Genomic DNA, 15,802 nt, shown 5'->3' with positions numbered 1-15,802 from the left:
GCTTGCAAAGTTTAGTGCGGGGGGCGGTCCGACTCCTTGTACACATGTCGCAAATCTGCCCCACCTATGCGTCTCCCTGCCTCCACGATCATGAGGCTATCACCTGGCTCAGGATAAGCAACAAGCGGCTCGCCATCAAGGCGGTCAATGTTGAAAGAGTCCAAGACCAAACCAACTTGCGTGCTGTGGACTATTGCGTAGATAAGCACCGGAACTCCTTCATCGAGTGCGATCAATTCACGTCCGAGCGTGTAGGAATTTTCCCAGCCTCCAAAACTTTCCTCTGCGTGGCTGATCGAAAGGCAATATGGAACGTTAACTTCGCAAACAGTACTGTTTCGAATTTGATCCATCCAGCGCGGTGCGTCGCTGCGATACAACGACGCGTTGACCGATATCAGAAACTCGACCAGCCGGCGTTCTTGAGGTTTGAAAGTTCGTTGCATAGATATACTCCACTGCTGAATTACTGTGGCGGCCGAATCGAGCCAACCCGAACGACGTTCGCGGACTGCCGATGCGCAGAGTACCCGATCTGCATGTTATCGACGGTGACATAGAAAGTTTCGCCGTCTCCCACCGCTAAATTTGCACCGCTGTTTTCCGCGACGTCTTTTGTGATCGCCTCAATGACCGGCTGGCGGGGAATACCTTCTGCATCAAGGTGACGGAACGTGTGGTTGAGCTGATTTTCATTTCGCCCGAAGTTTATCTCCGACGTATCCTTAACAACTGGCTTGCATTGCTCCTTGATACGCTCGATTGTTTCTGCAGCCTTTCTTGCGCCTTGCCCAATGCCATAGCGGACTGCCGGATACTGAACCAGTCGCCAGACAAACAAGATGCCACGCAGAATGCCGTCCGGCAGACCAGCCGAAAAGTGGCAACCGCTGCATACCGTCGACGTGCCAAGGAAGTTATCGCCGAGCAACCGGCTCGTGCCCTGAAGGTTGGCCGGCGGTCCTACAGGGGCTTCTCCGAAGTTGTAGTTGTCGATCCACTCGTCAATCTCCTGGCTAGAGATCGGAATGTCCGTGCCGTCACCCATGTCAAGAATGCTGCCATTCTTCGCGACAGTACCCGTACGTAAAGCGATCTCGCCGTTCGGCGAATAGCCAAACTTCACCTTAAAAACGCGTCTTACACCGCCGTTTGACGGGCTCGCGTATTCATTAAATTTGAAGTTGTCAATGCGACCGCGTCGATCATAGTGAAGGTTGAAATCGCCGGTCGGGTTGAACCCATATTCAACTCGGTGCGCGGCATCGCGAGACGCCATTTCCGTCGCTTGCGGAAACTGCTGTTGAAGTACGATTGCATAAACATTGCCGGTAGAGTCGCGCACGACCTTCCACTGCCCCACCAACGCGTCACCTTCATACATCTGCACGAAAGTAAGCCGGTTAAATGCGTCGTACACCATGCCGTATGCACGGGTCGTGCCGTCCGACTTTGCCGCCTCAAACCCGCGTGCCCCCGTGCTGTCCGTAGTGGGCGTTTCGCTCATACCGGCCGCATTGCCCTGAGCGTCGTAGACGAAGGACTGAATCACACTGGGCGACGCAACGGTCAGCGGATGCAGGCTTGCCGCATCCGCGTATCGGATCGTTGTAATCAACGCGCCGGACGCGCTATTGACTGTTATCCGAACCGGTCGCCCCGCGTCGTCGTAGCTATATTCGGAATTGCCGTTTGCGCCCGTGTCTTTCAACAAATTGCCGGACGCATCCCACGTCAGACTGATGGCACCATCAGCAGAACTGCTCGAAGTGGGCCGCAGCATGCCGCCGACGGAAGAGAAATTCAATGTTGTCGTGCGCTTGTTGTCGGTGACGGAAGTTGTCCCAGGTCCGTAGTTGAACTGTGCATTGCGGGACGCATCAGCGTGACTAACCGCCGTTGCCCGACCTTGAGCGTCGTAGCTCCACGTTGCAACGCGGTTGCCAACTTCATCGATCTCGCCGGTCAGCGCATTCTTGAAGCGCGCATCGTCGTAAAGGTAGCGATGGGCATAGCCGTCAGGCCAGGTAACTGCAATCAGATTACCGTTCGCGTCGTACCCGTATTGCGTCATCCGACCCAGCGGGTCATTCAGGCGTGACAGACGGCGTTTGTCGTCATAGTCGAGACGGAGGGTAATGTCCTTGTTCGCATCCGTCCCTGCTGCATGCTGCGTGATCGTCGTCAGCAGTCCCGAACCGTCGTAGGTCAACGTACGGACAAATCCAGTCTTCGTGCTCTCCGAAAGCAGTACACCCTGCGTCGAATACGACTCGACAGTATCTGTCTTGAGATCGACGAGCGTCCATCCAGAACCGAATTGGCTCAACGAAAGCCCACTGCCGCCTGCAGAACGCCACGTGCCCGCTGACCAGTTGAATGTGACGGGATCGCCGTTCCCGCGATAGGCAAATACCTTAGATGAGCTACCGCTGTTAGCGTTTGTCAGGCCTAGATTGCGTTGCCAGTTATGAAACCAGACCGGTCCCATCCCGGCAGCGGTGGTACCCAACGACTTCGATCGGTAGGTTCGCGTGAACTGCAATGGAATGTCGTCGCCGCTGACAAAGTCAGCCTCGGTCAACGTGACGGCTCCACTGCCGGGAAGAACCGGATCAGCAACCGGACAACTGGCTTCCGGCTGGTCGGCAGGCGGTGTCGCACACCACGCGTCGATAAGCGGCAAGCTAACGCAGTTGTAGTACTGTATGCCGCCAGGCACGCCGGCATAGGCATCCCAGCGGCAGGTGGGCGAGCCTGGTTTTGCGCCAGTAGCCGCCCACACCGCGTTGCAATCAGCCGCGTTTGCGCCGAACGCGACCACGAGCAGCATGAATGCGATCAGCAGGCGAGCCACCACACTCGCCTGCCCCTCAGTGATTCTGTTGTTTTTCATAGGCATCCTTATTGGTTGTACTTGTTTGAAGCCCAAGCACCCTATAAGGAGCGTTGCATCCCGACTATCCGACAACTCCTAAAATTACAATTGCCTTCGTTTTACGCAAGCAATGCCTTACTACGCACCACTCACTGCGTAGGAAAACATGCAGGCGTTTGTCGGCTATCACCCCGTCGTCACGAGGATAACGGGAGGTTCAAAATGAAGAAAATCTCACAGGCGCTCAGTCCAAGCGCGGACCGTCTGAGCTAACACCCCTCCAAACTTATCCCCACAAATTGGTCAGAAGCCTGTGGACAACCTGCGCACAGTCCACCCAAGTGTCTGACGCCACAGGACTATCCCGTCCCGGCGCAACCACAGGCACCCCACCCGCCGTGTGATAAAAAGTAATTCGCCAGCCATCTACCGAGGCCGAACATGTCGTCCGTCATGGGCTTCAAAGTCGTCCTGCTGTCGCTCGTCGCGATCATCGGTCTCGAACTGCTCGCCAAGCGGCTACGTCTGCCGCCAGCCGCGGCGCTGCTGGTCGGCGGCGCCGCGATGGCCTTCGTGCCCGGACTGCCACGCTTCAATCTCGATCCCGAACTGGTCCTGATCGTGTTCCTGCCGCCGCTCCTCATGGACGGTGCCTACTTCTCCGTGTGGGACGAGTTCAAGGGCAATCTCGGCGGCATCCTGCTGCTCGCGATCGGCGCCGTCGCGTTCACCACGCTCACGGTCGGTCTGGTCGTGCATTGGGTCGTGCCCGCCCTGCCGTGGGGCGCGTGCTTCGCGTTGGGTGCGATCGTCTCGCCGCCCGACGCCGTCGCCGCGAAGGCGGTGCTCGAACGCGTCGCGCTGCCGCGCCGGCTGATGGTGCTGCTCGAAGGCGAGAGCCTCCTCAACGACGCCGCCGGCCTCGTGCTGTTCCGCTTTGCAGTCGCGGCCGCACTGACCGGCACGTTCAGCGCGGAGCATGCGGCCGGACGCTTCGCCGTGCTCGCCCTTGGCGGCGTGGCGGTGGGCGTGGCGGTCGGCTTTGTGGTCGTCAAGCTGCTGCGCTATCTCGACGACGCGTACCTCATCATCACCGCATCGACCTTGTCCGCTTGGATCAGCTACATCGTCGGCGACACGCTGGACGTGTCGGGCGTGATCGCGACCGTGAGTTGCGGGATGGTGCTCGGCTGGCATCAGCACGAAATCTTCTCGGCGGCGGTACGTATGCGCGGCACGGCCTTCTGGCAGGTCGTGATCTTCCTGATGGAAGCGCTGGTCTTCATTCTGATCGGACTGTCGCTGCGCGGCGTGATCGTGCGGCTAGGCGGCGTCGGCGACACGTTGACGGCGTTCGCGCCGGCCGTCGGCGCGGTGCTTGCGGTGGTCGTGCTGTCGCGTTTCGTGTGGGTCTTCGCTGTGGAATGGTTGAAAGCGCTGGCGTGCAAATTGACGCGCCGCGCGGGCGACACGTCCGACTGGCGCTCGGCCACCGTCACGAGCTGGGCCGGCATGCGTGGCGTGGTCACGCTGGCTATCGCGCTCTCCTTGCCTGAGACGATGCCCGGCCGCGATCTGATTCTGGTCGCCTCATTCGCCGTGATTCTGGTGACGGTGCTCGGTCAAGGCACGACGATCGGATCGCTGATCCAATGGGTCAATCCCGACCACGCGTCCGACCGAAACGCGCAGCATCTGACCGAGCCGCAAGCGTGGGCGCGGCTCGAAGCCGCGCAGCTCGCCGCCATCCAGCCGCTCGTGCATGGGCCGGATGGCAGCGTGATTCATCCACGCTTGCTGGAACAGTACAGCTATCGTGCGCGCATTACCGAGGCCTATCAAAACGAAGCCGCCTTTCCCCCGGAAGAACGCGCCGCGCACTTCGATGTGGTGCTGGCAGCCGTTTCGGCGGCACGTGTCGAGCTATTGCATCTGCATCGAACGGGCTTGCTTCACGATGAACTGCTAACCGTCCTCGAACACGATCTGGACCTGCAGGAAATCGCCGCGTTGCATAGCAGGGGCTGACCGATCGCGTCAGGTCAGCCTTTATCGCGCGGCTTCCTTGCGTCGCAATGCATCGGGCAATCCGTACAGCACGATCAACGCGCACACCAGGCTCATCGCACCGATCACATACAAGGCCGGCGTCGTGCTACCGGTCAGGTCTCGCACGCGCCCCACCATGATCGGGCTCACAATCCCGCCGAGTTGCCCGAGCGTGTTGATCAAGGCAATCCCACCGGCCGCGCCGGCACCTGTGACGAGCTTCGGCGGCAGCGCCCAGAACGCCGGAATCGAAGCGACCACGCCCGCGCCCATCACAGCCAGCGCGACGACCAGCAACGCCGTCTGCTTGTCGAAGAACCCAGCGGCAAAGAAGCCGATCGCCGACATCACGAGCAAGCCGAACACGAACTTGCGCCGTTCGCCGCTCGCATCGGACAAGCGCCCCACCACCACCGTGCAGATTGCGCCGGCAATATAAGGCACCGCCGTCAACAAACCGATCACCGTCGGATTGTTCGTGCCCGCCACGTGAATCAGATGCGGCGCCCAGAAATTCAAGCCGTACGACGCCACCTGAATCAGGAAATATACCAGCCCCAGCGTGAGAAAGCCCGGCGTTCTGATGGCCCCCATCAACGAATGTCCGGTGTCTGGATGACGGCTTTGCTGCGCAATCTGCCCCGACAGAAAGGACTTTTCTGCCGGCGACAGCCAACCCGCGTCTTCGATACGATCCTTCAGCAGTTTCAGCACCAGATAGCCGAGCACGATGCAAGGCAAACCGCCGAGCAGAAACAGCCAGTGCCAGCCCGCCATGCCCAGCACGCCGTTCATGTGTCCGATCACCAGTCCCGCGAGCGGCGCGCCGACCAGGCCGGAAAACGCGGACGCCAGAAATAGCATCGACGTGATACGCCCGCGATGGCTCGGCGGAAACCACAGCGTCAGGTAGTACAACACGCCCGGCGCGAAGCCCGCTTCCATTGCGCCGATCACGAAACGCAGCCCGTAGAACTGCCATTCGTTGCTGACGAACACCATCGCGGCCGTCGCCAGTCCCCACGAGATCATGATCCGCGCGATCCAGCGCCGCGCGCCGACTTTGTACAGAAACAGATTGCTCGGGACTTCGAACAGCACGTAGCCGATCACGAACAGGCTCGCACCGAGACCGTATGCGGTATCGGACAAGCCGAGGTCGCTCTGCAACTGGAACTTCGCGAAGCTGATGTTGATGCGGTCGAAGAACGCAAACAGATAGCAGATCATGATCAACGGCATCAACCGCCACGCCACTTTGCGGATGATGGCCGAAGCATCGTTCGCGCTGTGCTCACGGTTGCCGGTTGCGACTGCGCCCAGGTCACTCATGTTCGTCTCCAATGCCGGATTCGGCGAAGCCGTCCGGTCGTTTAATCGATTAGGGGAGGGTCAGATTTGTAGAACGTATTCGGGTACGGGATGCAGGTCGCAGTTACGGCCCGCTTTCGCTAGTTGCCCCGGCACGTCGTGGCCGAGCAAAGCGGGCAAGCCGCGCGACAACGCGATCAGCTTTCCCAGATCGATCCCGGTGGGAATGCCCATTTCATCGCACATGTTCACGAGATCTTCCGTGCAGATGTTGCCGGACGCGCCCGGCGCGAACGGACAACCGCCGAGACCGCCCAACGCGGCGTCGAAGCGGCGTGCGCCGGCTTCGTATGCCGCCAGCACATTCGCAAGCCCCAACCCGCGCGTGTTGTGAAAGTGCAATGTGAGCGCGGCGGCCGGCAGTCGTTCGAGCACGCGCGTGACCAGTCGTGTCACCTGGCGCGGGTTCGCCATGCCGGTCGTATCGGCGAGCGTGATGCCCTCGATCCCCATCTCGCAATATGTATCGACAATGCTGACCACGCGGTCTTCGTCGATCTTGCCTTCGAACGGGCAGCCGAATGTAGTCGCCACCGATCCGTTCAACAGCACGCCCGAGCCCTTCACGTGCCGCACGATATCGCCGAACGCCACCAGCGACGACTCGCAGCTCATCCGCATGTTGGCGCGGTTGTGGGTCTGACTCGCGGACATCACCAGGTTCAGTTCGTCGGCACGCGAAGCCAGCGCGCGTTCGGCGCCCTTCAGATTCGGGATCAGCGCGACGTAGATCACGCCCGGTTGCCGCTCGATCTGCTGGAACACGGCCTCGCCGTCACGCAATGCAGGAATCGCTTTCGGCGAAACGAACGAGCCGGCCTCGATGCGCGTGAAGCCCGCGGTGGATAGCGCGTTGATCAGCGCGATCTTGTCGGGCGTGTCGACCCAGGTGGGTTCGATCTGCAAGCCGTCGCGCGGCGCCACTTCCTGCACGATCAGTTTGTCGTAGTGCGGGGTGTTCAAAACGCCAGTCATTGCACGGCTCCTTCGCGGCGCAGCCGCTCGATATCTTCGTTGGCGAATCCGAGTTCGCTGAGCACGCTGCCGGTATGCTCGCCGAGCGCCGGCCCTTGCCAGCGCACTTCGCCCGGCGTGTCCGAGAGCTTCGGCACGATCCCCGGCATCTTCACCGACGCGCCGCCCGGCAGTTGCGCGTTCAACAACATGTCCCGCGCCTGGTAATGCGGATCGGCGACGATGTCGGCTACCGAATAGATACGCCCCGACGGCACTTCAGCACGTTCGAGCGCGGCCAACACGTCGTCAGTGGAGTGATGCGAGGTCCACGCGGTGATCGCCTGATCGAGCATCGCGCAGTGTTGAACGCGGCCGTCGTTGCGCGCCAACGCGGGATCGTCGGCGAGATCGGGACGGCCGATCACCTGCATCAAGCGTTTGAAAATCGGGTCGCTGTTGCCGGCGATCACGACGAAGCCTTCGTCTTCTGTGCGATACGTATTCGACGGCGCGATGCCCGGCAACGCGCCGCCGCTGCGCTCGCGCACATGACCGAGCAGATCGTATTCGGGCACGAGGCTTTCCATCAGATTGAACACGCTCTCGACGAGCGAGACATCGACCACCTGGCCCTCGCCCTGACCCGTCTTTACGCGCAGCAGCGACATCAGCGCACCGATCACGCCATGCAGCGAGGCGAGCGAATCGCCGAGACTCACGCCGACGCGCGCCGGCGCGCCGTCCACGTCGCCGGTCGTGTAGCGGATGCCGCCCATCGCTTCGCCGATCGCGCCGAAGCCCGGACGATCACGATACGGGCCGCTCTGGCCGTAGCCGGAAATGCGGACCATCGTCAGTTTCGGATTGATGGCGTGCAGCACGTCCCAGCCGAGGCCGAGCTTTTCGAGCGCGCCGGGACGGAGGTTTTCGATCACGACATCGGCGTCGGCCGCGAGCCGTTTGACGATCTCGACACCGTCCGCCGACTTCAGGTTCACGCAGATGGACTTCTTGTTGCGCGACTGCAGGTACCACCAGAGCGAGGTGCCCTCATGCAACTTGCGCCATTTGCGAAGGGGATCGCCGGTCTCGGGCGCTTCGATCTTGATGACGTCGGCGCCGAACTCGGCCATGAGGCGCGCGGCAAACGGCGCGGCGATGAGGGTTCCGATCTCGATGACGCGGATACCCTGAAGAGGTCCACCCATAATGCTGTCTCCGATGCTGGTTTCGTGTTGAGAGACAGCTTATGAGCGGCGCGGCCGCATCGTCCAACCGCAATTCGCCAACGACCGTTCGCGAGCGGCGAACGCTCCTCGTCAAGCGGTGGTGGGCGGGGCTTCCGAGGCTTCGATCGAGCGCAGATGGTCGAACAGCAGGCGGCTCACCGGCGACAATGCGTCGACGTCGCGCACCACCAGCACGAGGCTGCGTTCCGACCAGTCGTCTTCGAGCGGTGCGCCGACGAGACCCAGCGGACGACCCATGAGTTGATACACCTTGAGCGGCAACACGCCGACGCCCATGCCGGCCTGCACCATCCGGCAGACCGCGTCGAAGCCGGGCACGTGGATGCGCAGCCGCAGCGGCTTGCCCGCCTGACGCGCGGCGAGATGCGTGCGAGCATTGATCGAACTCGCGGCGTGCAGACCGACGTGATCGCCGTCCAGCGTTTCGACGAAGGCGACGCTTTCGCGCGCCGCCAACGGATGATCGTCGCGCATCACGAGCACCAGCGAATCGTGCCGGTAGTGTTCGACGTGCAGGTCGCGCGTGTCGGCGTCGCCGGAACAGATGCCGACGTCGACGAGGCTGTCGTCGACGGCTTCGACCACGCCGCCGCTCGGCCGCTCTTCCAGATCGAGCTTGACGCGCTCGTGCTGCAACTGGAACGCGCGCAAATCCTCCGGCAGGAATTCGACGATCGCCGACAGGTTGGCCATCATGCGGACATAGCCGCGCACGCCGCTCGCATGACCGGCCAGTTCGATGCCGATGTTTTCGATGTCGCGCATCACGCGGCGCGCGTGATGCAGCAGCGTTTCGCCAGCCGGCGTGAGCGTCATGCCGCGCGCGTTGCGTTGGAACAGCGTGGCGCCAACCGCCTGTTCGAGTTCGAGCAGACGCTTGCTTGCCGCGGACACGGCAATCGCCTCGCGCTCGGCGGCACGTGTGAGGGTGCCTTCTTCGTAAACCGCGAGGAAGAGTTGCAGCGTGGTGAGGTCGAGCCTTCGGAGAAGGTTTTTGATTACCATGGCGGGACGCCGCGTTGTTGTGCGATCCGCCTATTCTGACTCCAGATGCAAAAAATAGGTGTCGTGCCCCCGCGGATCCCGTCCCTCGTCAAAGGAAGTCTTCCGATGCCCACCGTCGCGATCGCGATCTTTCCCGGCGTGCAGGCGCTCGACGTCGCCGGTCCCGTCGACGTGTTTTCCGAAGCCAACCGTTTCATCGCGCCCGCGGATGCTTACGAGGTGAGGTTGCTCAGCGCGGAACCCGCACCGCTGCGCGCGTCCAACGGCATGATGCTGGTCGCCGACGCTACGTTCGAGAAGGCACGCGGCCCGTTCGATCTTGCGTTGGTCGCGGGCGGTCCCGCGCTGCCGGACACCACGCCTGATGCGCCCCTGCTGGAGTGGCTGGCGAACGTCGCCACAAAGTGCGGCCGCTATGGCTCGATCTGCACCGGCGCATTCGCGCTCGGTCATGCGGGCCTGCTCGACGACCGCAACGTCACGACGCATTGGCAGCACGCGGCGCAACTGGCGGTGCAATTTCCGAAGGCGCGCGTCGACTTCGACCGCATCTATCTGCGTGATGGGCAACTCGTCACGTCGGCTGGCGTGACGGCGGGCATCGATCTGTCGCTCGCTCTGGTCGCCGAGGATCACGGTCCGCACACGGCGCTCGCCGTCGCCAAACGGTTGGTGGTGTTCGCGCAGCGGCAAGGCGGCCAGTCGCAATTCAGTCCCTACCTGACAGCGCCCGCCGACGACACCTCGCCAGTCGCCAAAGTCCAGGCGCACGTGATGGAACGGATTCGCGAGAGCTTCACGGTGAAGCAACTCGCGGACGTCGCGGGCATGAGCGCACGCAACTTCGCGCGCGTGTTCGTGCAGGAGACCGGCGTGACGCCGCATGAATTCGTCGAGCGGGCCCGCGTGGATGCGGCGCGCAAGCTGCTCGAAAGCAGCGCTGCGGCGCTCAAGGCGATTGCGTACGACTGCGGCTTCGGCACGGCGGATCGCATGCGCATTGTCTTCGCCAAACGAATTGGCGCGACGCCGATGCAGTATCGCGAGCGCTTTCGCTCGGCTTGAAGTGAAGCGCACGCGCTGGCAGTGAGGGCCGCCGCACGCGGAAAAATGTCGCGTGAGAAAATAGCGCCCTTTCCAAGCCAACGATCCCAAGGACCGACATGACCACTTCTTCTCCGATCCGCGCCATCGTCACCGGCCACACGCGCGGTCTGGGCGCGGCGCTCGCCGAACAACTTCTGGTTCGCGGGATCGCGGTGCTGGGCTTGTCCCGCTCGCGTCATGACGCGCTCAAAGCGCGCTTCCCGGCGCTGCTCGAAGAAATCGAACTGGAACTGGCCGACACCGCACGTGTCGCGCAATGGATCGCGAGCGATGCGCTACGTGGATTCGTCAGCGGCGCGCAAACGGTTCTGCTGATCAACAACGCGGGGATGGTGCAGCCCATCGGCCCGATTGAAGGACAAGACGCGGCATCCATCGCGACCGCCGTGAGCCTCAATGTCGCCACACCGTTGATGCTGGCCAGCGCGCTTGCCGCAGCCGCCGTCGACGCAACCGATCGGCGCATCGTGCACATTTCCAGCGGCGCAGCGCGCAATGCGTATCCGGGCTGGAGCATCTATTGCGCGACGAAGGCCGCGCTCGATCATCACGCACGCGCCGTCGCACTCGACGCGAATCGTGCGTTGCGTATCTGCAGTCTGGCGCCGGGTGTGATCGATACGAATATGCAGGCGGAGATTCGCGGCAGCGGCGTCGAACAGTTCCCCATGCGCGAAAGATTCGAAGAGCTCAAGCGCAACGGCCAACTGTCGACGCCTGAACAATGTGCCATCCAGTTACTCGATTACGCATTGAGCGATGCATTCGGCCAAACGCCGGTCGCGGACATTCGCGAGATCGCGAAGGCGGTGTAATGCGCTGATAACGGAGCGCATCGAGCGCTCCCGAAAACCCTCACCTTTCGCCCGAATCACCGCGGATTTACACGCCGGGCGCGACCATCACATCGCGCTCGGCCGCACCGAGTTCGCCGTGCGGCACGAACACGTAGCCGCGTCCCCACACCGTTTGCACATAGCGCGGCTCGGAGGGATCGATTTCGATCAACCGGCGCAGCCGCCAGATCGACACGTCCAGGCTGCGCCCTTGATGCAACACGCTATTGCCGCGCAGTTTCTCGTTGAGCTGCACGCGCGTGAGCACGGTCATCGCGTGATTGACGAAGATCTTGAGCAACGCGAACTCGGAACTGCGCAACGCGAAGTGCTCGTTGTCGCGGCGCAATTCGCGCGCGGAGAAGTTCAGTTCGCAGCGGCCGAAGCGATAAGGCGGCCGCGTCTCCGGCGCGCCGGGCGCGAGTGAACCGCGCCGTCGCAGCAGCACGCGAATGCGCGCAAGCAGTTCGGCCGGGTCGGCGGGCTTGCTCATGAAGTCGTCGGCGCCGAGTTCGAGACCGATCACCCGATCAATCGCTTTGCTGCTTGCCGATAGCAGAATCACGGGCACGTCGTTGCCGCTCATGCGCAAGTCGCGCAAGACAGCCAGGCCGTCGCCGTGCGGCGCCGAGATGTCGAGCACCAGCAACGAAGGCCGCTCCGTCTCGACCACGTGCTTGAGCCCGGCGCCAGGCGGACGCGCGGACATGCCGCAGCCCTGCCCGCGCAATGATTCGCCCACCACGGCAGTCAAGCCGGCGTCGGCACCCACGAAAAGAATATGCTGACTCATCCAACTGATTCCAGGAGACGATCGTTTTCCAGAGACAGGCATCTGGCATGCGGATATAGCCGATCCGCGCACCCTGTCGTCCGCGTCGCCATCTTCCCTGCATGCGGGTGTTCTCAAAACGCGGAACAGCCCCCTAGGTTGCCAATTTCTTCCCAACTCTTTCAGCTCGAAACGTGATATGAGTCGGCGCGTCTGGCGCACCGTACGATTTTTCCGGTCGGCTCCTGAAAAACCTCACCTTTGACACGGAGCGCTTGGGGTTCGAGGCGAGATGCGAGTCGGATTGCTCCCGAAAACCCTCACCTTTCGAGCTTGGGGGCAGGCCGCAAAGGCATGCTGGGCATGGTTCGACTACTCCAGAACAGGCCACTCCCGCAAACCCTCACCTTTAAAGCCGGTGGAGTAATTTGCATACCCAGGTAAGCAGCCGTGCACGTGCAGGGCTTTGCAGGTGATGGAGATGCGCGATTCGCGCGGGGGAATGGGTGTTGCGATGGCTATGTATGCCGGCGGCCGACACCGCCGTGCCGAAACAGAGGACCGCGGTGAGTGCCAGGCGATTCTGCCGCTCACCGCTTCCAATCAAGGCTCACTGAGGCTCGCGGAGCGGAAAAAACAGCATGGTCCCGCGCACGCCGCAATAAACCAAACTTTGCGGCGCGCATGATGCGAATACTCGGAGGGTCCCGAATATCCTCACCTTTGAGCAAGCAGAGGCAGCGGGAGGCATCGCTTCGATCACTTCGTCAGCCGGTTTACTAGCGTTTTTTCCGCGTTTCGGCAGCCGCGGTGACCGCGAACCAGGCTCAAACACCGCCTCGGCGCGAAGCTCCCGAAAACTCTCACCTTTGCGCTCGCTTGCAGCAAAAGAAGCGCTTAGCTCGCCAGTTTGCGGAACGTTTCCAGCACCGCATCGCCCTTGAACGGCTTGACGATCCAGCCTTTCACACCAGCTGCCTTGCCACGCTCCTTCATCGCCGGGCTGCTCTCGGTTGTGAGCATGATGACGTTGACGGTCTTGTTCGCGAGTTCGCCGCGAATCTTCTCGACCATCGTCAGGCCGTCCATATTCGGCATGTTGACGTCGCTGATCACCAGCTTGATACCGGGGCTGGCCTTCAGCTTGGCGAGACCGTCCTTGCCGTCCACGGCCGTGTCGACGTCCAGACCGTTCTTCTTCAGAAAGCCGGCCACTTCGTCGCGCACCGTGCTCGAATCATCCACCACCAGAATTTTCGACATGTTTTTTCCTATGACAACACTCAGAACAGATCCAGTTCACCTGCCTCCACCATTGCGCCGACGTCGTCCGTGACTTCCTTGAAGTCCTCCGGCGACCAGCTCAGGCTGAACACAAAACGTTGATGCAGCTTGACCGCACGGCTCGACTGCGGATCCTTCAGCCAGTACGTGAAGCACAGTTGCGGATTGCCGCTGCCGAACGAGATGTACTTGTGCTTGTGATTCACCAGCAGCGGCACCTGCACCTGGCTGCGCGCCCAGGCGTCCGCGTCGCCGACATAGCGGTTCTTGAACGAACCCCAGATCAGATTCGTCACTTCACCGAGCACGCTGTTCAGGTCGCGGAAATCCGCTTCGCCATGTCTCGCGTTGTCGATCATCTGATAACGATCCAGCAGTTCGAGGATCGGCGTCTCTTCCGCCTGCATCATCATGTAGCCGCGGCACCATGCGCTTTCCAGCGGGATCAGACTGAACACCTCGCCGAAGATGATGCGGTCGCGCACGATATACGGCGTGTCGCACGTGATGGTCAGGTCCCTGAACACGTCGCCGAGAATCGCCTGCGTCATGTCGGCGATGCCGCGCACCAGCGCGTTCGGATAATCCAGGCTGAAGAGGTAGTCGTCGATCACTTCGCGCAGCGGCGCCATATCGTGCGCGACGTACGCGGCGCAGACCACGCGTCGCAAGCTCTCCGGCAAGCCGTCCATGCCGGGGTCGTTATCCCGGCGCATGATGATCGGCAATTCGGGGCGCACCGCGTTGATCCTGATCGCGATCTCCGCGCTCGCTTCCGGCGAGCCGCCATAACTTTCGGCAAACAGCACCGCGCCCAGATCGATGTTCGAGCGCAGCACCGACTGCAAGCGGTTCTTGCCGACTTTCACGCCGACCAGATTGTTCTCGTCGCAAAAGCGCTTCAGCGCTTCTTTGTGCGCCGGGCAGTCGTCCAGCACCAGCACTTTGCTGACCGGCTCATTCATGTTCATGTCGCGCTCCTGCTCACAGCGGCTATTCATTTCACGGTCAGAACAACTCCAGCTCGCCACTGGTTTCTTCGACAGCGCTCGTATCGGCGACGAAGTCGAGCGGCGCATGCGCGCACACGCATATCGTCGCGGCAAGCCGCACGCTGCCGTCGAGCGTGATCGAATACGACGACAACAGAGCCGGCTTCAATTCATGCAGATGCGGCAGGCAACGCGCGTTCAACACATAAGGCGTCGACATGCCGAGGTCGGGGAAATAGTGCAGCAACTCCTGATTCATCGCCCCGCAACACAGGTTGCAGATTTCCAGAAAGGCTTCCTGGAAGGGTCGCTCGTCGGCCGCGTCTTTCAGGTAGTAGCTGCGCGTGCTGTCGTCTTCGTCGAAATGGAGAATCAGCAGCAGTCTGAATACGATCGACGAAATGGTCAGCACGACCACTTGCGTGTCTTTCGACGCACCAGCGCTGGCTGAGGCTATCGGCTCGATCTCGCACAGATCGCCTGAATCCGGCGGCAAACGCGCCTGCGCGGCCGTGCGGAAAATGCGGTCGAAGCTGTCCTTGGCGTGGGCCGAGATCACACCGCCACCTCGTGCAGCTTCGAATGAAACCGATGGGCCAGCGACTCGACGCTGGCGAGCGATGCCGCGATCATCTTGCCGCCCGCCTGAATGTCCTGAAACGTGGACGTCGTGGTCAGGTCGTTGCGGTGCAAACTGTCGCGATAGCTCTTCGACAACTCTTCGGAACGCGCGGCGAGGGCGCGCACTTCACTCGCCACCACCGCGAAGCCACGGCCGGCCGGACCGGCGCGCGCCGCTTCGATCGACGCGTTCAGCGAGACGATTACCACGTGCCGCACAATCGACGACAGCTCCTGATTTTTCGCGTGCATGTCGTGGTTTTGCGTCATCAGCGAAATCATCTGTTCGTGCCAGCGCTCGAACGTCGCACCGAGACTCTTCAGACGCTCGGCTTCGCCGGCGATCTGCCGCGCTTGATGCGCTAACTGGTCTTTGTCCTCGGCGGCCGCTTTCAGTGCGGCGCGCAGTTCGTCGGCGCTGCCTGATTGCTGCGCGAGTTCCTCGCGCAACTGCGCGGTCAAGGCATGGAGTTCATGCGCTGCCTGCTCTCGCTCGCGAATGGCTGCGCCGTGATCGGCCCGCTCAGCCTCGAGCCTGGAGATGCTGGCTTGCGCTTCGGCGCGCAGCCGTGCCGTCAGCTTCGCGCTGTGCAGCCTGTGCGCGGCAAGTGCCAGCAACGCGGTCATCGCGCTGCCTGCCGCCGCCGCCAATACATACTGTTGAATCACAACCGTTCCCT

14 protein-coding genes are annotated in these 15,802 nt (G+C 61.8%); 3 read left to right on the top strand and 11 right to left on the bottom strand.

The features are described 5' to 3' along the window. Positions 1-11: 11 nt before the first annotated feature. Both PQR32_RS24430 and PQR32_RS24425 read right to left on the bottom strand, forming a co-directional pair. Entirely contained in the window at positions 12-446 is a 435-nt protein-coding gene (locus PQR32_RS24430; RefSeq protein WP_408232737.1) for a hypothetical protein, read from the bottom strand. Positions 447-466: 20 nt separating this feature from the next. Next, the gene (locus PQR32_RS24425; RefSeq protein ID WP_408232734.1) at positions 467-2,896 is read right to left on the bottom strand and encodes a DUF6531 domain-containing protein; all 2,430 of its coding nucleotides are present in this window, start codon (positions 2,894-2,896) and stop codon (positions 467-469) included. Between the two features lie 423 nt (positions 2,897-3,319). Here PQR32_RS24425 and PQR32_RS24420 point away from each other — a divergent pair, with 423 nt between their 5' ends. Continuing rightward, complete coding sequence (locus PQR32_RS24420; RefSeq protein WP_408232731.1) at positions 3,320-4,906, top strand: Na+/H+ antiporter; 1,587 nt, start codon at positions 3,320-3,322, stop codon at positions 4,904-4,906. Between the two features lie 21 nt (positions 4,907-4,927). On the opposite strand, the gene PQR32_RS24415 is transcribed toward PQR32_RS24420, so the two are convergent. From PQR32_RS24415 to PQR32_RS24400, 4 genes are all read right to left on the bottom strand, one after another. Then, the gene (locus tag PQR32_RS24415; RefSeq protein WP_408232728.1) at positions 4,928-6,259 is read right to left on the bottom strand and encodes an MFS transporter; all 1,332 of its coding nucleotides are present in this window, start codon (positions 6,257-6,259) and stop codon (positions 4,928-4,930) included. Between the two features lie 60 nt (positions 6,260-6,319). Further along, positions 6,320-7,273 (bottom strand): hydroxymethylglutaryl-CoA lyase, encoded by a 954-nt coding sequence (locus PQR32_RS24410; RefSeq protein ID WP_408232725.1) that lies wholly within the window; start codon positions 7,271-7,273, stop codon positions 6,320-6,322. Next, a complete protein-coding gene (locus PQR32_RS24405) occupies positions 7,270-8,463 on the bottom strand; it encodes a CaiB/BaiF CoA transferase family protein (protein WP_408213521.1) in 1,194 nt (397 codons plus the stop codon). Before PQR32_RS24405 ends, PQR32_RS24410 begins: the two co-directional genes overlap by 4 nt. Positions 8,464-8,574: 111 nt before the next feature. Further along, the gene (locus PQR32_RS24400; protein WP_408232722.1) at positions 8,575-9,510 is read right to left on the bottom strand and encodes a LysR family transcriptional regulator; all 936 of its coding nucleotides are present in this window, start codon (positions 9,508-9,510) and stop codon (positions 8,575-8,577) included. A 105-nt stretch (positions 9,511-9,615) separates the two neighbouring features. On the opposite strand from PQR32_RS24400, the gene PQR32_RS24395 reads away from it, so the two are divergent. Both PQR32_RS24395 and PQR32_RS24390 read left to right on the top strand, forming a co-directional pair. Next, positions 9,616-10,575 (top strand): GlxA family transcriptional regulator, encoded by a 960-nt coding sequence (locus tag PQR32_RS24395; protein ID WP_408232720.1) that lies wholly within the window; start codon positions 9,616-9,618, stop codon positions 10,573-10,575. A gap of 98 nt (positions 10,576-10,673) precedes the next feature. Then, a complete protein-coding gene (locus tag PQR32_RS24390) occupies positions 10,674-11,432 on the top strand; it encodes an SDR family oxidoreductase (protein ID WP_408232717.1) in 759 nt (252 codons plus the stop codon). 67 nt (positions 11,433-11,499) lie between these two features. Here PQR32_RS24390 and PQR32_RS24385 read toward each other — a convergent pair whose 3' ends face one another. From PQR32_RS24385 to PQR32_RS24365, 5 genes are all read right to left on the bottom strand, one after another. Further along, positions 11,500-12,246, bottom strand: coding sequence for a winged helix-turn-helix domain-containing protein (locus PQR32_RS24385; RefSeq protein WP_408232714.1), 747 nt, complete (start codon positions 12,244-12,246; stop codon positions 11,500-11,502). 876 nt (positions 12,247-13,122) lie between these two features. Then, on the bottom strand, positions 13,123-13,488 hold the full coding sequence (locus PQR32_RS24380; RefSeq protein ID WP_007178665.1) for a response regulator: 366 nt from the start codon (positions 13,486-13,488) through the stop codon (positions 13,123-13,125). Between the two features lie 20 nt (positions 13,489-13,508). After that, positions 13,509-14,480, bottom strand: a complete 972-nt coding sequence (locus PQR32_RS24375) for a chemotaxis protein CheX (protein WP_408232711.1) — start codon at positions 14,478-14,480, stop codon at positions 13,509-13,511. Positions 14,481-14,517: 37 nt separating this feature from the next. Further along, complete coding sequence (locus PQR32_RS24370; RefSeq protein WP_408232708.1) at positions 14,518-15,060, bottom strand: hypothetical protein; 543 nt, start codon at positions 15,058-15,060, stop codon at positions 14,518-14,520. Beyond that, positions 15,057-15,791 carry a methyl-accepting chemotaxis protein gene (locus PQR32_RS24365; protein ID WP_408232705.1) on the bottom strand — a complete coding sequence of 245 codons (735 nt, stop codon included), beginning with the start codon at positions 15,789-15,791 and terminating at the stop codon, positions 15,057-15,059. Before PQR32_RS24365 ends, PQR32_RS24370 begins: the two co-directional genes overlap by 4 nt. Positions 15,792-15,802: the final 11 nt, after the last annotated feature.

The organism is Paraburkholderia dipogonis (assembly GCF_046027395.1).
GTDB classification, from domain to species: domain Bacteria; phylum Pseudomonadota; class Gammaproteobacteria; order Burkholderiales; family Burkholderiaceae; genus Paraburkholderia; species Paraburkholderia dipogonis_A.
Note: the sequence above shows the minus strand (reverse complement) of the source record. Positions and strands in the feature narration are given on the sequence as shown.

What these genes read in the sequence shown, in the direction of transcription:
- PQR32_RS24415 (WP_408232728.1), bottom strand. Translation starts at nt 6,259, where the DNA reads ATGAGTGACCTGGGCGCAGTCGCAACCGGCAACCGTGAGCACAGCGCG.
- PQR32_RS24430 (WP_408232737.1), bottom strand. Translation starts at nt 446, where the DNA reads ATGCAACGAACTTTCAAACCTCAAGAACGCCGGCTGGTCGAGTTTCTG.
- PQR32_RS24390 (WP_408232717.1), top strand. Translation starts at nt 10,674, where the DNA reads ATGACCACTTCTTCTCCGATCCGCGCCATCGTCACCGGCCACACGCGC.
- PQR32_RS24385 (WP_408232714.1), bottom strand. Translation starts at nt 12,246, where the DNA reads ATGAGTCAGCATATTCTTTTCGTGGGTGCCGACGCCGGCTTGACTGCC.
- PQR32_RS24425 (WP_408232734.1), bottom strand. Translation starts at nt 2,896, where the DNA reads ATGAAAAACAACAGAATCACTGAGGGGCAGGCGAGTGTGGTGGCTCGC.
- PQR32_RS24420 (WP_408232731.1), top strand. Translation starts at nt 3,320, where the DNA reads ATGTCGTCCGTCATGGGCTTCAAAGTCGTCCTGCTGTCGCTCGTCGCG.
- PQR32_RS24375 (WP_408232711.1), bottom strand. Translation starts at nt 14,480, where the DNA reads ATGAACATGAATGAGCCGGTCAGCAAAGTGCTGGTGCTGGACGACTGC.
- PQR32_RS24405 (WP_408213521.1), bottom strand. Translation starts at nt 8,463, where the DNA reads ATGGGTGGACCTCTTCAGGGTATCCGCGTCATCGAGATCGGAACCCTC.
- PQR32_RS24400 (WP_408232722.1), bottom strand. Translation starts at nt 9,510, where the DNA reads ATGGTAATCAAAAACCTTCTCCGAAGGCTCGACCTCACCACGCTGCAA.
- PQR32_RS24395 (WP_408232720.1), top strand. Translation starts at nt 9,616, where the DNA reads ATGCCCACCGTCGCGATCGCGATCTTTCCCGGCGTGCAGGCGCTCGAC.
- PQR32_RS24380 (WP_007178665.1), bottom strand. Translation starts at nt 13,488, where the DNA reads ATGTCGAAAATTCTGGTGGTGGATGATTCGAGCACGGTGCGCGACGAA.
- PQR32_RS24410 (WP_408232725.1), bottom strand. Translation starts at nt 7,273, where the DNA reads ATGACTGGCGTTTTGAACACCCCGCACTACGACAAACTGATCGTGCAG.